Genomic DNA, 15,395 nt, shown 5'->3' with positions numbered 1-15,395 from the left:
TCGGCCGCCCGTCGCCGCGTGGGAATGCGGTCGACCGGTCGTCGGGTCAGGGGCAACCCTGACCCGGCATGGGGGTGCACCCGCAGCGGGAAATCCGCGCAGGGTCCCCCCACGGGCGGACGGGACGGGCGTGAGCAGCGCCGATGATGGAACAGTCACGCCGGACCATCGGGGGGCGGCGTGGATACGGACGGACAGACGGAAGAGGTAGATGACGTGACCGCGACGGTAGGCCAGCAGGCGCAGGCCGCGGCCCGGGCGAACGACGTGTGGAAGGTGTACGGCAGCGGCGAGGCTCAGGTCGTCGCGCTGCGGGGGGTCAGCGCGGAGTTCGAACGTGGCCGGTTCACCGCGATCATGGGGCCGTCGGGTTCCGGCAAGTCGACGCTGATGCACTGCCTGGCTGGCCTGGACTCGGTGACCCGGGGGACGGTGGCGATCGGTGAGACGACGGTCACCGGGCTGGGTGACGCGGGGCTGACGAAGCTGCGCCGCGACAAGGTGGGCTTCATCTTCCAGCAGTTCAACCTGCTGCCCACCCTGACCGCCAAGGAGAACATCCTGCTGCCGCTGTCGATCGCCGGGCGCAAGCCCGACCCGGCCTGGTACGACACGGTGATCGACACGGTCGGTCTGCGGGACCGGCTGGACCACCGGCCGGCGCAGCTCTCCGGTGGGCAGCAGCAGCGGGTGGCGTGCGCCCGGGCGCTGGTCTCCCGCCCCGAGGTGATCTTCGCCGACGAGCCGACCGGCAACCTGGACTCGCGCTCCGGCGCGGAGGTGCTCAACTTCCTGCGTAACTCGGTCCGCGAGCACGGCCAGACCATCGTCATGGTCACCCACGACCCGACCGCCGCCGCGTACGCCGACCGGGTGGTCTTCCTCGCCGACGGGGAGATCGTCTCGGAGCTCATCGAGCCGACCGCTGAGACGGTGCTGGACACCATGAAGAAGCTGGACACTCCCGCTGAGGTGGGCAACTGATGTTCCGCGCGACACTGAAGAGTCTGCTGGCCCGCAAGGTCCGGCTGATCCTGTCCGGGTTGGCGGTGGTGCTCGGGGTGATGTTCGTTTCGGGCGCCTTCGTCCTCACCGACACGTTGGGTCGTTCCTTCGACTCGGTCTTCGCCGACGGCTTTTCCGAGATCGACGTGAACGTCGCGGCCAAGCCGAAGGTGCAGCTCAACGAAATGGAGGGCGAGCAGACCGCCGCCCCGCTGCCGGCGGCCGTGGTGGACCGGGCCAAGCAGGTGCCGGGGGTGGCCTCGGCGACCGGCGTCGTCAACGCCGACGGCGCCCGGGTGATCGGCAGCAACGGCAAGGTGGTCACCTCGTTCGGTCCGCCGCAGTTGGGCGAGAACTGGACCGGTGAGAGCGAGTTGCTGCAACTGCGTGAGGGGCGCGCGCCGCAGGCCGAGGACGAGATCGTCATCAACAAGTCGTTGGCCACCACGGCGAAGGTGCAGGTCGGCCAGAAGGTCGGCGTGCTCACCGCGTTCGAGTCGAAGAAGCGGGACTTCACCCTCGTCGGCATCCTCGGTTACAGCGGTGACCGCGACTCGATCGGCGGGGTCAACGAGGTCTTCTTCACCACGCCGGTGGCGCAGCGGCTGATGCTGGGCGAGCCCGACACGTTCAGCAGCATCACGGTGCGCGCCGCCGGTGGGGTCTCTGACGAGGCGCTGCGCGACGACGTGGCCCGCACCCTGGGCGCGGACTTCGAGGTGAAGACCGGCGAGCAGGTGGCCGCGGACGCCTCGGCCAGCCTGAAGGAGGGCCTCTCCTTCTTCAACAAGATCCTGCTCGGCTTCGCCGCGGTGGCGCTGCTGGTGGGCACCTTCCTGATCCTCAACACCTTCTCGATCATCGTGGCGCAGCGGACCCGGGAGTTGGCGCTGATGCGCGCCATCGGGGCCAGCGGGCGGCAGATCATCGGCTCGGTGGTGCTGGAGGCGATCGCGGTCGGGTTGATCGCGTCGGTGCTCGGCCTGGCGGCCGGCATCGGCGTGGGCGCGCTGCTGGCGTTCCTGTTCGGCAAGCTGGCCGGTGGGCTCACCCTGGCCGGGATCGGTGTGCCGGCGGCGGCGGTGATCGGCTCGTTCGCCGTCGGCCTGATCATCACCGTGGTGGCGGCGTTGCTGCCGGCACTGCGGGCGTCCCGGATCCCGCCGATCGCGGCGATGCAGGACGTCGCGACCCCGGACCGGCCGTTGACCAAGGTCACCGTTGCCGGGTCGGTGGTCACCGGCATCGGCGCGGTGCTGCTCTTCCTCGGGCTGAGCGGCAACGCCGGCGGTCAGACGCTGGCCACCATCCTGGGCGGTGTGCTGTTCGCCTTCATCGGGGTGGCACTGCTGACCCCGCTGATCAGCCGGCCGGTGGTGAACCTGCTCGGCGCGATCTTCTCCTGGTCGGTGCCGGGCAAGCTGGGCCGGCTCAACTCCGGGCGCAACCCGCGCCGCACCGCGATCACCGCCGCCGCGCTGATGGTCGGAATCGCGCTGGTCACCGGCGTCACGGTGATCCTGGATTCGGCGAAGGGCAGCATCAGCGCGCTCGCCCAGGACACCATCAAGGCCGAGCTGGTGATCTCCGGCCAGCAGGGCGGTCCGCGTCCGCCGAGCTTCGACCCGGGTGTGCTGGACCAGGCCAAGGCCCTGCCCGGCGTGCAGTTGGTCGACGGCGAGTACGGCGACATGGCGAAGGTGGACGGCACCAGCACCTGGGTCGCGGCGAGCAGCGACATCGCGTCGCTGCGGCAGATCTTCGGCGCGAAGGCCACCGCCGGTGACATCGACCGGCTCGGGCCGACCCAGATGCTGGCCAGCTCGGACACTGCGACGTCGCGTGGCTGGTCGGTGGGCTCGACGGTGAAGGTGCAGCTGACCCGGGGCGAGGAGCGCGCGTACACGGTCAGCGGCATCTACGAGTCGTCCCAGCTGACCAACCCGGTGACGTTGCCGGCGACGGCGGCGAAGGACTTCACCATCCCGCAGCCCATCCAGGGCTTCATCCAGTTGGCACCCGGCGCCCGGGTGTCCGACGTGCAGCCGCAGGTGGAGACGCTGCTCGCGGACAGCCCCGAGGTGTCGGTGGCCGACCGGGAGGCGTTCATCAAGCAGCAAATGAGTCAGCTGGACGGGCTGCTCACGATGATCCAGATCCTGTTGGCGCTGGCCATCGTGATCGCCGTGCTGGGCATCATCAACACCCTCGCGCTGTCGGTGCTGGAGCGGACCCGCGAGTTGGGGCTGCTGCGGGCGATCGGCCTACGCCGGTCGCAGACCATGGGCATGATCACCGTGGAGGCGGTGGTGATCTCCGTGTTCGGAGCGCTGCTCGGCGTGGTGGTCGGCACTGGTCTCGGCGCCGCGGTGGTCGAGGCGCTGAAGGACGAGGGGATCACCGACCTGATCCTGCCCTGGGGGCAGATGGGGGTCTTCCTCGGTCTCGCCGCCTTCATCGGGGTGGTGGCCGCGGTGCTCCCGGCGATCCGGGCGGCTCGAATCAACGTCCTGGGCGCGATCGCCCACGACTGATCGGCACCGCCGAGGCCCCCGGTCGCCATGTGCGATCGGGGGCCTCGGCCGTCCAGCCTGGTCGTTGTGTCGTCGGCGCCAGCGCGCCGACCGCGTCAGCTGGTCGCGCCGGCCCGGTCGGTCAACAGCCCGGCGAGGAACTCCAGGTCCACGCCGGTCAGGCTTTCCCGCTGGTGTACGCCGACAGTGCTCGGAAGTGCCACCTCCGCCGGTACGGCCAGCACCGCCGCACCGGAGGCGAACGCGCTGGCCACCCCGGTCGACGAGTCCTCGATCGCCACGCAACGCTCGATCGGCACGCTCAGCAGTCGGGCCGCGGTCAGGTAGGGCTCCGGGTGCGGCTTGGTCGCCACCACCTCGTCGCCGCAGACCACCGCGTCGAAGTTGTCCCGACCCAGGGTGTCCAGGGCGATCTCGACCAACGCCCGACCGCTGGAGGTGACCAGCGCGGTGGGGATCCCCGCCGAACGGACCGCGCGCAGCAGGGCGAAAGCGCCCGGCCGCCAGCTCAGCCCGGTGTGGAACAGCTCCAGGATCCGGGCGTTGATCCACGCCGCGCTGATTTCCGGATCCCGTTCGGGCTGCCCCAGGTCGTCGTGCACCATGCGCATCGACTCGGCCATGTTGGTGCCGATGATCGACCGGCGGGCGTCGGCGGAGAGCTCCCCGCCGTACTCCCTCGCGAGTTCCTGGAGCGCGACGTCCCACAGCTTCTCGCTGTCGACCAGCGTGCCGTCCATGTCGAAGAGCACGGCGGCGGGGTGATGGCTGCTCAGCGGATCCTCCAGGGTCGTAGCCGACACCGGCGATCCTGCCAGGCCCGACCACCACCGGTGGTCACGGTGGGCGCCGACGTGATCCGGGCAACCCGCTCAGCCCAGGTCGCAGGCCGCAAGCGAGCGCTCGTAGCCGCGGAAGAACGAGTCGGTGCGCTGCTCGGAGGTGCCGTGTGAGCCCTCCGCGAACCACGGCTGGTCCGGGTCGTCGCCGACCGCCGCCACCCCCTCCCGGAACTCGTCCAGGTCACCTTCGGCCAGGGTCAGGACTCCGGAGCGCACCGAGTCGCCAAGGTACGCGCCGGCCATGCAGTCGGCCTGCAACTCCTGCTGGATGGTGTAGCTGTAGTTGATGCCGAGCCGCACCTGCATGCCGTGGGCGTACTCGTGGCCGAGCAGGTAGAACACGAACGCGTCGCCGACCTGGCGGAACGCCGCCACCGACCAGTTGACGTCGTACGCGATGAAGTCGCCCTGCGAGCAGTAGACGGCGTTGTTGCGGGGCAACGGCTGGCCGCCGCAGGACACCTCGCCCGCCCGCTGGTACGGGGTGATCCGCCGGATCGGTTGGAACCGCTGCCCGGACGCCTTGAACTGGGCCGCCCAGTACCGCTCGGCGATCGCCTGCGCGTCGGCGACGTCCTGCTCGAACTCGGCCACGCTGGTGGTGCTGTCGGCCCGGGTGGTGCTCGGCCCCGGGGATGCCTGCGACCGGTCCGGCGCCGGGCGCTCACCGTCCGGCTCGGCCAGCCCACCGCCGGCGCAGGCGAGGGACACCAGTGCGGCGATCAGCAGACCGGCCAACGGGCCCCGGGCCTCACGTCCTGGCCGTGCTCCCACTGTGCCCTCCCCTGGCGTCGGTGCTCGCGCTGCGCAGTACCCCGAGGATACGACCGCCACGCATACGCACCGGTGTCACGTACGCCAGCGCCGAACGGTTCACGGCTGTGGTCGCTCGACGGCAACGGCTCGCGGCGCGTGGTGCTGGGCGGCCACAATGGGCCGGGCGGGTCTGGCCGTCCGGTGAGGAGGGTCGTGGTGCACGAACTGGGCAGCCGTCTGCGCCGTCTGCCGGCTCCGCCGCACATCGTGTGGCGTTCGCTGTGCGACCCGTACGAGGCCGGCAGCCGGGCCTGGTTGGAGTTGCGGGACGACGAGGTGCCACCTCGGGTGGTGGCGGGGTACGCGCCGGTGCTGGTGGTCTGGTCGTCGCTGTGGCCGCACCGGCCGCTCGACCGGATCCGCTTCGACCTGGCCGCCGCGCCGGGCAGCCAGGACTGCGCGCTGCGCTGGACGCTCACCACCGACGGGGAGGTGCCGGGTGAGAGCACCCTCGGATACCTGCGGCACCGGCTCAACTACCTGATCAACAACCGTCTCCGGCGCTCCTACGGGCAGTGACCGGTCAGCCGCTGGAGTCGCGGCCGCGCTGCCACGTGTCACCCTGGTCGCCGTGCCGCTCAGCCTCGTACCGCTGCTGCCGAGCCCGGGCATCCCGCCCAGCTGCCGGTTCGTCGCCATCGCTCGACGGTGCCCGCCCGCGCCGAACCAGGACCCCAGCCGCCAGACCCGCCACCACCGCGAAGAGCCCGACCACCACCCACACCGTCGTCATGCCCGCCAACCTAACCACCACCCACAACCCACCACCCCTCCCCCGGCCCTACCCCCGCCCCGCCCTGTCGATCATGAAGTTGTTGTCATCGATGCCGGCGTGTCGCGGCAACAACTTCATGATCGACGGAAAAGGGGTGGGTGGGGTTTGTCCGGGTGGGGGTTGGGGCTTCGACGTCTCTGGTGGACCGGCGCTGAGGGGTTCCGGCCTTAGGAGGGATCTACCGTGAAGTACATGATTTTGCTGTACGGCTCGCAGCAGGACTACGACGTGCTGTCCGGCCGTGCGACCGACCGGCCGGCCATGTCCGCTGAGCAGATCGCGGCGATGCACAAGCACATGCAGACCTTCCACCAGGAGCTGGCCGAATCCGGGGAGTTGGTCGACGCCCGGGGCTTGAGCGAGCCGGTGCACGCCCGCCGGGTGCAGGTACGCGGGGGCGCACCCGTGGTCACCGACGGCCCGTACCCGGAGACGCAGGAGGTCCTCGCGGGTTACACGATCGTGGAGTGCGCCAGCTTCGACCGGGCCACCGAGATCGCCGCCGGGCTTGTCGACCCGGACGCCCCCGGTGGGTACGTGGACGTGCGGCCGGTGCTGGAAGGCGTCGAGGACCTGGCCGGCTGACCGGTGCCGGAGACGCCCATCGAGGACCTGCTGCGCGAACTGGCGCCGCAGGTCCTCGGCGCGCTGGTACGCCGCTACGGGCACTTCGACACCGCCGAGGACGCGGTGCAGGAGGCGCTGATCGCCGCGGCCGGCGGATGGCCGCGCGACGGCGTACCGGAGAATCCGCGCGGTTGGTTGATCACCGTCGCGTCCCGCCGGCTGACCGATCTGCTGCGCCGCGAGCAGGCCCGGATGCGACGGGAGGACACGGTGGCGCGGTGGGGGCTGCCGGAGCAGTGGCGCGCCCCGGCGGCCGATCGACACCCGGCGGACGCCGACGACACGCTCATCCTGGTGTTCCTGTGCTGCCATCCGGCGCTGTCGCCGGCGTCGCAGATCGCGCTCACGCTGCGGGCGGTGGGCGGGTTGAGCACCGCCGAGGTGGCGCGCGCGTTCCTGGTGCCGGAGGCGACGATGACCCGACGGATCAGCCGGGGCAAGCAGCGCATCCGCGAGAGCGGGCTGCGGTTCGCACCACCCACCGACGCCGAGCGTGCCGACCGGCTCGCCGCCGTGCTGCACGTGCTCTACCTGATCTTCACCGAGGGGTACGCGCGCACCGCCGGCCCGGGACTGATGCGCGCCGACCTGACCGCCGAGGCGATCCGACTGACCCGCCTGGTGCACCGCCTGTTGCCCGAGGATCCCGAGGTCACCGGGCTGCTCGCGTTGATGCTGCTCACCGATGCCCGCGCGCCGGCACGGATCGGCCCGTACGGCGAACTGGTGCCGATGGCCGAGCAGGACCGCGGACGGTGGCGGACCGACCAGATCGTCGAGGGGGTCGAGCTGATCACCGGGGCGCTGCCGCGCGGGGTCGTCGGGCCGTACCAGCTCCAGGCGGCCATCGCGGCCGTGCACGACGAGGCGCCCAGCGCCGCGGCCACCGACTGGGCGCAGATCACCGCCCTGTACGAGGTGCTGCTGGGCATCAACGACAACCCGGTCGTGGCGCTCAACCACGCGGTGGCGGTCGCGATGAGCCGCGGGGCGTCGGCCGGGTTGGCGCTGCTCGCCGACCTTGTCGACGACGCGCGGCTGGCCGACGACCCTCGACTGCCGGCCGCCCGCGCCCACCTGTGGGAGTTGGTCGGTGAGCGGGTCGCGGCGCGGGAGGCGTACCGGATGGCGGCGGCACGGTCGACGAACCTGGCGCAGCAGCGTTACCTGAACGCCCGCGCGGACCGCCTCGCGGGCGACCCGCCGGCCGCCGACTGAGCCGCCGGGAGGACGGGTCAGCGGCGGGTGGTCAGGGGCTGGCGGGTCAGGGGCTGGCGGCCAGGAAGACGAACGCGGCCATCAGCACCAGGTGCACGCCGCCCTGCAGCACGTTGGCCCGGCCCGGCACCACGGTCAGCACGGCGGTCACCGCGGTGAGCGCGAGCAGTGCGAGTTGGGTGCCGCCGAGGCCGAGCAGCAGCGGACCGTCGAGCCAGATCGAGGCGATCGCTATGGCCGGGATGGTCAGGCCGATGCTGGCCATCGCCGAGCCGAGCGCGAGGTTCAGGCTGGTCTGGACGCGGTCGCGGCGGGCGGCGCGGGCGGCGGCCAGGGTCTCCGGCAGCAGCACCAACAGGGCGATGATCACGCCGACGAACGCGTGCGGCAGGTTCGCCGCCGCGACCCCGGCCTCGATGGTCGGGGAGACCGTCTTGGCGTCGCCGACCACCGCGACCAGCGCCACCAGCAGCAGGACCAGGCTGACCATCGCCGCGCGGGTCGTGGGCGGCTTGGCGTGCTCCTCCGTCTCGATGACCTTGCCCCGGCTGTCGACCGGCAGGAAGTAGTCGCGGTGCCGGCCGGTCTGCACGAGCACGAACAGCCCGTAGAGCGACAGCGACGCGACGGCGGCGAAGACGAGCTGGGCTGGGCTGAACTCCGGGCCGGGCCGGGCCGTGGTGAAGGTCGGAATGACCAGGCTCAGAGTGGCCAGGGTGATCACGGTGGCCAGCGCACCGCCGGTGCCCTCCGGGTTGAACACCGCGACGCGACGGCGCAGCGCCCCGAGCAGCAGGGACAGGCCGAGTATCCCGTTACACGTGATCATGACGGCGGCGAAGACGGTGTCGCGGGCGAGCGACTGGGTCTTCTCCGGCCCGCTGATCATCAGCGTGACGATGAGGGCGACCTCGATCACGGTGACCGCGACAGCGAGCACCAGGGACCCGTACGGCTCCCCCACCCGGTGGGCGACCACCTCCGCGTGGTGCACGGCCGCGAGCACCGCGCCGCCCAGCAGCACCGCGACGACCACGATGACGGGCCCAGGCAGGCTCCGCCCCCAGGTGACCATCAATATCAGGACGGCGAGCACGGGTACGACAAACGTCCAGTCGGTCAGGCGGGAACGAAGGAGGGCGACCATGTCATACAGAGTGCCAGGTCAGGTGATCATGTGCCCACCATCGACGCGGTGATATGCGGGTGGCGATGCCCTCACTATCCCGGAACCGTAACTTCTGGGTTACGCTTCCGGGGTGGACGAGGTGGCCGCCGCGATCGCGGACCCGGTGCGGCGGCAGATCCTGACCCTGCTGCGCGACGAGCCGCTGTCCGCGGGCGACATCGCCCAGCGATTCGTGATCAGCCGGCCCGCGATCAGCCGCCACCTGCGAGTGCTGCGCGAGAGCGGGCTGGTCCGCGACGAGATGGTCGGCCGGCAGAGGATCTACCGGCTCGACCCCGGCCCGCTCGCCCCGCTGGTCGACTGGCTCGCCGGGCTTGCCGCCACCCACGGGTGGGAGCGGCACCTCGACGCGTTGGAGACCGAGGTCTATCGCACCCGCCGAGAGCGCCGCAGTCGCGGCCCGGCGGAGCACCGAAGGGAGCACACGGCATGACCCGTACACCCGCCGGACGCCTGTTTCGCACCGCCACCGGCAACGATCTCGTGCTCACCCGGACGTTCCGCGCCCCGGTGGCGGACGTCTGGGCCAGCCTGACCGAGTCGGAGCGCACGGCCCGCTGGTTCGGCCCGTGGGAGGGCGACGCCGGCCCCGGACGGACCATCCGGGTCCAGATGGCGTACGAGGAACAGCAGCCCTGGTGTGAGGTCCGCATCGACGCGTGCGAGCCACAGCGGCACCTTGCCGTCTCGATGATCGACAGCTACGGCACGTGGATGCTGGAGCTGACGTTGGCCGAGACCGAGGGCACCACCGAGCTGCGGTTCGTCCAGCACCTCAGCAGCCTGGAGGGCGTCGCCGAGGTGGGCGCCGGCTGGGAGTACTACCTGGACATGCTCGTCGCGTCCCGGGACGGCTCACCCCGTCCCCAGTTCGACGACTACCACCCCGCCATGCAGCCCTACTACCAGGGGCTGGCCGCCGAGGCCGGCACACTGCACGGCTAGGGGCCGAGCTCCCGCCGCAGGTTGGCGAACTCGGCGGTCAACGCCGGCAGCGGGAAGTGCGCGTTCAGGCCACTGGGGTTCGGCAGCACCCAGACCCGGGCCGGGCCCAGCCGGTCCGGCTGCGGACCCAGCCCGGCCCTGGGCCGAACGAAGGCGATCCGGTAAGCGGTCACCCCGAGGACGGCCACCCACCGCGGCCGGTACCGCTCGGCCTTCACCGCCAACCCCGTGACCCCGGCCACCAGCTCCGCCGACGTCAGCTCGTCGGCACGGGCGGTGGCCCGGTTGCTCAGGCTGCTGATGCCCAGGCCCTGTCGCAGCAGCTCGTCGTGCTCCCACGGGTGCAGCTCCCGGTCGGTGAAGCCGCCACCGTGCAGGGCCGGCCAGAACCGGCTGCCCTTCCGGGCGAAGGGCAGCCCCACGGCAGCGGAGTAGAGGCCCGGGTTGAAACCACAGAACAGCACCCGCAGGCCAGGGCCGATCACGTCCGCCAGACCCCGACCGGCGGCTGCCGCCACCTCCTGCGGGGTCGGCCGCCGCACCGGCCCCCCACGTCCCACGTCCACGCCACCGATCCTGCCGTACGCCCGGGCACCGGACCCGCCGCACGCCGACGATCACGACTTGGCACCCTCAACGCATGCAGTCAACCGACCACCTCGCCGCCAGCCGCTACGCCCGGATGCGCTGGAACACTCCGCTGTCCCAGGAGCACGCGTCGGTGCTGCTGCAGCGACTCGACGTCCGCCCGGGCGCGCGCGTCCTCGACCTCGGCTGCGGCTGGGGTGAGCTGCTGCTGCGGGCGGTCGCCGCCGGAGGTGTGTCCGGTCCGGTCGCGACGAGGGGCGTCGGCGTCGACACCGACGATGCCGCCCTCGACCGGGGGCGGCGGCTGGCCGCGGGTCGGTCGCTGAACCGGCACGTCGCCTTCGTGATGGGAGAAGCGGCGGCCTGGCAGGAGCCCGCCGACCGGGTCCTCTGCATCGGCTCGGCACACGCCTTCGGCGGCAGCGGCGCCGCCCTCGACGCGCTCGCCACCGTGGTCCGACCCGGTGGAAGGCTGCTGTTCGGTGACGCGTACTGGGAACGTCCCCCGACGCCGGAGGTCGAGCAGATCTTCGGCACGGAGGTCACGACCCTCCCAGGGCTCGTCGAAGCCGCCCGCGAGCGCGGCTGGCGGGTGCTGCACCTGAGTACCGCCGACCAACGGGAGTGGGACGACTTCGAATCCACCTGGCTCGCGGGTCGCCAGGAGTGGCTGCTGACGTACCCGGAGGATCCCCGCTCGGCCGATGTCCGCGCGGAACTCGACGACCGGTTGCGCCAGTACGTCGGCGGTTACCGCGGCGTCCTCGGCCTCGCCTACCTCGTCCTCGGTCGCTGACGGCCCCGCTGGCACGCCGACTGCTGGCCGTGACCACGGTCCGCCTTTGACGCCGGTGGCTACGCTGCGCCGTGCGGAGAGGTCCGCCGTGCCGTGTCGGAGAGCGAGCCTGACGTGTCTGATACCCGGACGTCCCCCGACTCTCGCCTCGCCCTGCACTGGCGAATCCTCATCGTGTTCACCGGCACCGTGCTGGTGTGGCTGTTCCTCTACCACGGCGCCCTGCTCGGCCGGGACTACGACCGCCCGACCCACGTCGCCAGGGCCATCCTCACGACAGTGCTCGTCGTCCCCCTGGTGGTGGCCGCCCGCCGCCTGCTCGACCGTCGCCCCTGGACCGGCCTCGGGCTGCCCTCCCGGCGTGTCGGCAGGCGCCTGCTGCTCGGCATGGCCTGCTGGCTCATTCCCGCCGCCATCGGGTTCGCGCTCTGCCTCGGCTTCGGTTGGGTCGAGATCAGCCTGCGCACCTCCGCGACGGACGCCCTGCGCGTAGCGGCGCTGCTGGTCGTACTCGTCTTCCTGTACGAGGCGCTGCCGGAGGAACTCGTCTTCCGCGGCTATCTCCAGCGCAATCTCGCCACCCGATTGCCGGCCTGGCAGGCTTTCATCGGACAGGCCGTGTTGTTCACCCTGTTCGGGTTCCTCGTCGGCGCCGCAGTCTCCCTCGACAGACTGCTGCTCTTCTTCGTCTTCGCGCTTCTCCTGGGCGGCTTCCGGGTCGCCACCGGCGACATCTGGGCGGGCATCGGCTTCCACGTGGCGTTCCAGAGCGTCGCCCAACTGTTCGGAGAGGTGGGCGCCGTCTTCGACGTGACCGGATCTGACGTTCTGGGATTCGTCGCCATGGGCGCCATACCGTTCTCGCTCGGCTGGATGGCCATGGAACGGCTCCACCGGAACCGCCTGCACTGGCAGGCACGAGAACCAGAGCCGATCAGGTGACGAGTTACCCGCGCCGGGGGTGGCGGGTCATGGTGTTCGCAGGACGTCACCGGGGTCGACGTGCGCGGGTGGTTGCCCGGCTGGCGCCTGCGGCGCCCGTACGCGCTGGCGGGGCCATCCGGTCGGGTGCCGCGTCAGCGGGTGGATCGATCGGCCGCCGGTGCGGGGCGTGGACAGCACCAGGCAGACGGCGGTCAGCACCATCGCCGCGACGATGCCATCGAGCCAGTAGTGGTTGCCCGTGCACACGACAACCAGCAGGGTGGCGAGCGGGTGCGCCAGCCACAGCCACCGCAGGCGCCCACCGGTCACCGCGATGAGGGCGACGGCGACCGCGATTGCCCAACCGACGTGCAGGGAGGGCATCGCGGCGTACTGGTTGCTCAACGCGTCCGTGTCGGGTGGGCCGTAGACGGCGGGCCCGTAACGGCTGCCGGTGTCCACCATGCCGGTCAGGGCGGTCAGTCGCGGCGGTGCCAGCGGAACCAGGATGTGTAGCACCAGTGCCGCCGCGGTGAGCCCGGCGAGCATCCGACGCGTCCAGAGATAGTGCACGGGGTGTCGCACGTACAGCCAGATGAGACAGATGGCCGTGGCGGGGAAGTGCACGTACGCGTAGTAGCCGTTGGCGAGGTGCACCAACAAATCCAGGGAGAGCACGGGACGTTGGACGGCGGCCTCGTTGGGCAGGTGGATCAGGCGCTCCACCCGCCAGATCCATTCCCCGTTCCCCACTGCGGTCGATGCGCGGTCGGCCACCGCCACCCGTGCCGCCTTGTAGGCGAGGAACAGTGCGGCGACGAGGCCCAGCTCACGCATCGCCCGGCGCAGTGCGGCGGCTCGCCGGCCGGGTGCCGCCGGCCGCGCCGCTGAGAGCTCCGCGGTGTCCACAGGTCCCTCGATTCGGTGACGTTCGCTCGTGCTGGCCTCGCTGGACAGATCGGGGCCGCCGCCGTCTTCGGACGGCGGCGGCCCCGGGTCGTACGGCCCGACGTCAGCGTCGGCGGGTCGCTTCGTCCTGGTCGGCGTCGACGTGCACCTGGTCGAAGGCGGGAGCGCCGTCGACCGCGTCGGCGGCGACGGCCGCTGAGGTGGCGGCGTCCGGCAGGTCGAGGCTGGTCCGCAGGGTGACCGGCTTGAGCAGGAGCGCGGCGATGATGCCGACGACCCCGATGGCGGCGGAGATGAGGAAGATGTGTCCGGTGGCGTCGCCGTACGCGGCCCGGACGATGCCCTGGACCTGCTCGGGCAGCGCGGTGATGTTGAGGTTGCTGCTGCCACCCGCGCTGCCGGAGGTGGGGATCCCGGCGGCGGCGAGGTCGTGGGTGATCTGGTCGCTGACCCGGCGGGCGAGGACGGCGCCGAGCACGGAGACACCGATGGTGCCGCCGAGCGACCGGAAGAACGCGACGCTGGAACTGGCCGCGCCGATGTCCTTGAGCGAGACCGTGTTCTGAACGGCGAGAACGAGGTTCTGCATGGTCATGCCGACGCCGACGCCGACGATGAACATGGCGGCGCCGACCAGGACGAGCGACGTCTCGTGGTCGATGGTGCCGAGCAGGGCGAACCCGGCGACGAGGAGGATCGAGCCGGCGACGATGTACGGCTTGATCTTTCCGCTCTTGGTGATCAGCCGGCCGGCGACGATCGAGGAGCCGAGGACGCCGGCCATCATCGGGATGGTGAGCAGGCCTGCCTCCGTCGGGCTGTAGCCGCGGCCGATCTGGAAGTACTGGCCGAGGAAGACGGCGCCGCCGAACATGGCCATGCCGACCGCGAGGCTGCCGAGGATGGCCAGCGCGGTGGTGTGCTGGCGCACGATGCTGAGCGGGACGACCGGCTCGGCCGCACGCGACTCGACCCAGACTGCCAGGGCAATCAGGACGAGCGTGCCGCCGACCATGGCCGCGGTCTGCCAGGAGGCCCAGGCGAACGAGCTGTCGACGAAGGAGATCCAGATCAGCAGCAGGCTGACGCCGGCGGCGATCAGGCTGGCACCCAGGTAGTCGATCTTGACGTTCTCGCGTCGCACGGTGGGCAGGTGCAGGGTGGCCTGGAGCAGGAGCAACGCGATGGCGGCTACCGGCACGCCGACGAAGAAGCACCAGCGCCAGCCGAGCCAGGACGTGTCGACGATGAGGCCGCCGAGCAGCGGACCGCCGACGGTCGCGACGGCCATGACACCGCCGAGGTAGCCGTTGTAGCGGCCCCGCTCGCGCGGCGGGATCATGGCCGCGATCGCCACCTGGACGAGCGCCTGCAGACCGCCGACCCCGATGCCCTGGAACGCGCGGGCGGCGATCAGCTGGCCCGCGCTCTGCGAGAAGCCGGCAATGACGGAGCCCACCAGGAAGACCACGATGGCAACCTGGATGAGGGTCTTCTTGTTGAACAGGTCGGCGAGTTTGCCCCAGATCGGGGTGGTCGCGGTCGCGGTGAGCAGGGTCGCGGTGACCACCCAGGTGTACTGGCTCTGCGAGCCGTTCAGTGATCCGATGATCTTCGGCAGCGCGGTCGAGACGACCGTGCTGCTGAGCATCGCGACGAACAGCACCAGCAGCAGCCCACTGAGCGCCTCCAGCGTCCGCCGATGGGTCATCGGCTCAGCGCCGGTCGTGATGGTGGGTGCGCTCATCGCGCGGCCTCCAGGTTGTCGTGATTTCCAAGGGCGACCTCGATGTCGCCGCTGAACCGGCCGAGGGCGGCGCTCAGCGCCGCCACCTCGCCGGGAGTCCACTCGGCGAGCGCTCGCTCGAGCACCTCGCCGTACCAGCGGTGGCTGTCGGCCAGGGCCGCCCGGCCGGCCGGGGTGACCGCCAGGAACGTCGCCCGCTTGTCGGTCGGGTCGGGCCGCCGCTCGACCAGGCCGTGCGCGACGAGCGCGGTAACGGAGCGGCTGACGGTCGACGGGTCGAGCCGGGTGTGGTGGGCCAGCTCGCGGGCGTGGCAGTCGCTGGACAGCTGATCGATCTGCACGAGCATGCCGAGCAGGCCGGGCGGAATCGCCGGGCGCTCGTCGGCTCGGCGTTGCTTCAGCAGCCGAACGGTTCTGACCAGGTCGTACAGGCGAAGCCCGAGTTCACTAGCACCGCTGTCCACGTCCGCTCCACACCCA

At 71.3% G+C, this 15,395-nt stretch carries 17 protein-coding genes; 9 read left to right on the top strand and 8 right to left on the bottom strand.

Going from position 1 to position 15,395, the window contains the following annotated elements:
• Window positions 1-216: 216 nt before the first annotated feature.
• Window positions 217-984, top strand: coding sequence for an ABC transporter ATP-binding protein (locus tag PCA76_RS15830; RefSeq protein WP_238661268.1), 768 nt, complete (start codon window positions 217-219; stop codon window positions 982-984).
• Window positions 984-3,539 carry an ABC transporter permease gene (locus PCA76_RS15825; RefSeq protein WP_272618990.1) on the top strand — a complete coding sequence of 852 codons (2,556 nt, stop codon included), beginning with the start codon at window positions 984-986 and terminating at the stop codon, window positions 3,537-3,539. Before PCA76_RS15830 ends, PCA76_RS15825 begins: the two co-directional genes overlap by 1 nt.
• A gap of 95 nt (window positions 3,540-3,634) precedes the next feature.
• Here the strand turns inward: PCA76_RS15825 and PCA76_RS15820 are convergent, their stop codons facing one another.
• On the bottom strand, window positions 3,635-4,291 hold the full coding sequence (locus PCA76_RS15820; RefSeq protein WP_272619412.1) for an HAD family hydrolase: 657 nt from the start codon (window positions 4,289-4,291) through the stop codon (window positions 3,635-3,637).
• A gap of 120 nt (window positions 4,292-4,411) precedes the next feature.
• Window positions 4,412-5,155, bottom strand: a complete 744-nt coding sequence (locus PCA76_RS15815) for a neutral zinc metallopeptidase (protein ID WP_272618989.1) — start codon at window positions 5,153-5,155, stop codon at window positions 4,412-4,414.
• 195 nt (window positions 5,156-5,350) lie between these two features.
• Between PCA76_RS15815 and PCA76_RS15810 the strand changes: the two genes are divergently transcribed.
• Window positions 5,351-5,716 carry a hypothetical protein gene (locus PCA76_RS15810; RefSeq protein WP_272618988.1) on the top strand — a complete coding sequence of 122 codons (366 nt, stop codon included), beginning with the start codon at window positions 5,351-5,353 and terminating at the stop codon, window positions 5,714-5,716.
• Between the two features lie 4 nt (window positions 5,717-5,720).
• Here PCA76_RS15810 and PCA76_RS15805 read toward each other — a convergent pair whose 3' ends face one another.
• Window positions 5,721-5,930: a hypothetical protein gene (locus PCA76_RS15805; RefSeq protein ID WP_272618987.1), complete on the bottom strand. Its 210-nt coding sequence runs from the start codon at window positions 5,928-5,930 to the stop codon at window positions 5,721-5,723.
• 234 nt (window positions 5,931-6,164) lie between these two features.
• Between PCA76_RS15805 and PCA76_RS15800 the strand changes: the two genes are divergently transcribed.
• Window positions 6,165-6,557 carry a YciI family protein gene (locus tag PCA76_RS15800; protein WP_272619410.1) on the top strand — a complete coding sequence of 131 codons (393 nt, stop codon included), beginning with the start codon at window positions 6,165-6,167 and terminating at the stop codon, window positions 6,555-6,557.
• A 3-nt stretch (window positions 6,558-6,560) separates the two neighbouring features.
• The gene (locus PCA76_RS15795) at window positions 6,561-7,817 is read left to right on the top strand and encodes an RNA polymerase sigma factor (RefSeq protein ID WP_272618986.1); all 1,257 of its coding nucleotides are present in this window, start codon (window positions 6,561-6,563) and stop codon (window positions 7,815-7,817) included.
• Between the two features lie 46 nt (window positions 7,818-7,863).
• On the opposite strand, the gene PCA76_RS15790 is transcribed toward PCA76_RS15795, so the two are convergent.
• Window positions 7,864-8,964: a calcium:proton antiporter gene (locus PCA76_RS15790; protein WP_272618985.1), complete on the bottom strand. Its 1,101-nt coding sequence runs from the start codon at window positions 8,962-8,964 to the stop codon at window positions 7,864-7,866.
• A gap of 112 nt (window positions 8,965-9,076) precedes the next feature.
• Here PCA76_RS15790 and PCA76_RS15785 point away from each other — a divergent pair, with 112 nt between their 5' ends.
• Both PCA76_RS15785 and PCA76_RS15780 read left to right on the top strand, forming a co-directional pair.
• Complete coding sequence (locus PCA76_RS15785; RefSeq protein WP_272618984.1) at window positions 9,077-9,439, top strand: ArsR/SmtB family transcription factor; 363 nt, start codon at window positions 9,077-9,079, stop codon at window positions 9,437-9,439.
• Window positions 9,436-9,951 carry an SRPBCC family protein gene (locus PCA76_RS15780; RefSeq protein ID WP_272618983.1) on the top strand — a complete coding sequence of 172 codons (516 nt, stop codon included), beginning with the start codon at window positions 9,436-9,438 and terminating at the stop codon, window positions 9,949-9,951. Before PCA76_RS15785 ends, PCA76_RS15780 begins: the two co-directional genes overlap by 4 nt.
• Here the strand turns inward: PCA76_RS15780 and mug are convergent.
• Window positions 9,948-10,517 carry a G/U mismatch-specific DNA glycosylase gene (gene mug, locus PCA76_RS15775; RefSeq protein ID WP_272618982.1) on the bottom strand — a complete coding sequence of 190 codons (570 nt, stop codon included), beginning with the start codon at window positions 10,515-10,517 and terminating at the stop codon, window positions 9,948-9,950. The two genes, PCA76_RS15780 and mug, sit on opposite strands and share 4 nt — an antisense overlap.
• A 74-nt stretch (window positions 10,518-10,591) precedes the next feature.
• On the opposite strand from mug, the gene PCA76_RS15770 reads away from it, so the two are divergent.
• Together PCA76_RS15770 and PCA76_RS15765 are read left to right on the top strand one after the other, a co-directional pair.
• Window positions 10,592-11,335, top strand: coding sequence for an SAM-dependent methyltransferase (locus tag PCA76_RS15770; RefSeq protein WP_272618981.1), 744 nt, complete (start codon window positions 10,592-10,594; stop codon window positions 11,333-11,335).
• Between the two features lie 114 nt (window positions 11,336-11,449).
• Window positions 11,450-12,277: a CPBP family intramembrane glutamic endopeptidase gene (locus PCA76_RS15765; protein ID WP_272618980.1), complete on the top strand. Its 828-nt coding sequence runs from the start codon at window positions 11,450-11,452 to the stop codon at window positions 12,275-12,277.
• Window positions 12,278-12,304: 27 nt separating this feature from the next.
• Here PCA76_RS15765 and PCA76_RS15760 read toward each other — a convergent pair whose 3' ends face one another.
• The 3 genes from PCA76_RS15760 to PCA76_RS15750 form a co-directional block, all read right to left on the bottom strand.
• Complete coding sequence (locus tag PCA76_RS15760) at window positions 12,305-13,168, bottom strand: phosphatase PAP2 family protein (protein ID WP_272618979.1); 864 nt, start codon at window positions 13,166-13,168, stop codon at window positions 12,305-12,307.
• A 103-nt stretch (window positions 13,169-13,271) separates the two neighbouring features.
• Window positions 13,272-14,915 carry an MDR family MFS transporter gene (locus PCA76_RS15755; RefSeq protein WP_272618978.1) on the bottom strand — a complete coding sequence of 548 codons (1,644 nt, stop codon included), beginning with the start codon at window positions 14,913-14,915 and terminating at the stop codon, window positions 13,272-13,274.
• Window positions 14,912-15,379, bottom strand: a complete 468-nt coding sequence (locus PCA76_RS15750) for a MarR family winged helix-turn-helix transcriptional regulator (RefSeq protein ID WP_272618976.1) — start codon at window positions 15,377-15,379, stop codon at window positions 14,912-14,914. The genes PCA76_RS15755 and PCA76_RS15750 overlap by 4 nt, the downstream gene beginning before the upstream one ends.
• Window positions 15,380-15,395: the final 16 nt, after the last annotated feature.

The sequence above is a fragment of the Micromonospora sp. LH3U1 genome (assembly GCF_028475105.1).
GTDB lineage: Bacteria > Actinomycetota > Actinomycetes > Mycobacteriales > Micromonosporaceae > Micromonospora.
The sequence above is the reverse complement of the archived record's forward strand: the minus strand, read 5'-3'. Positions and strand labels throughout refer to the sequence as shown.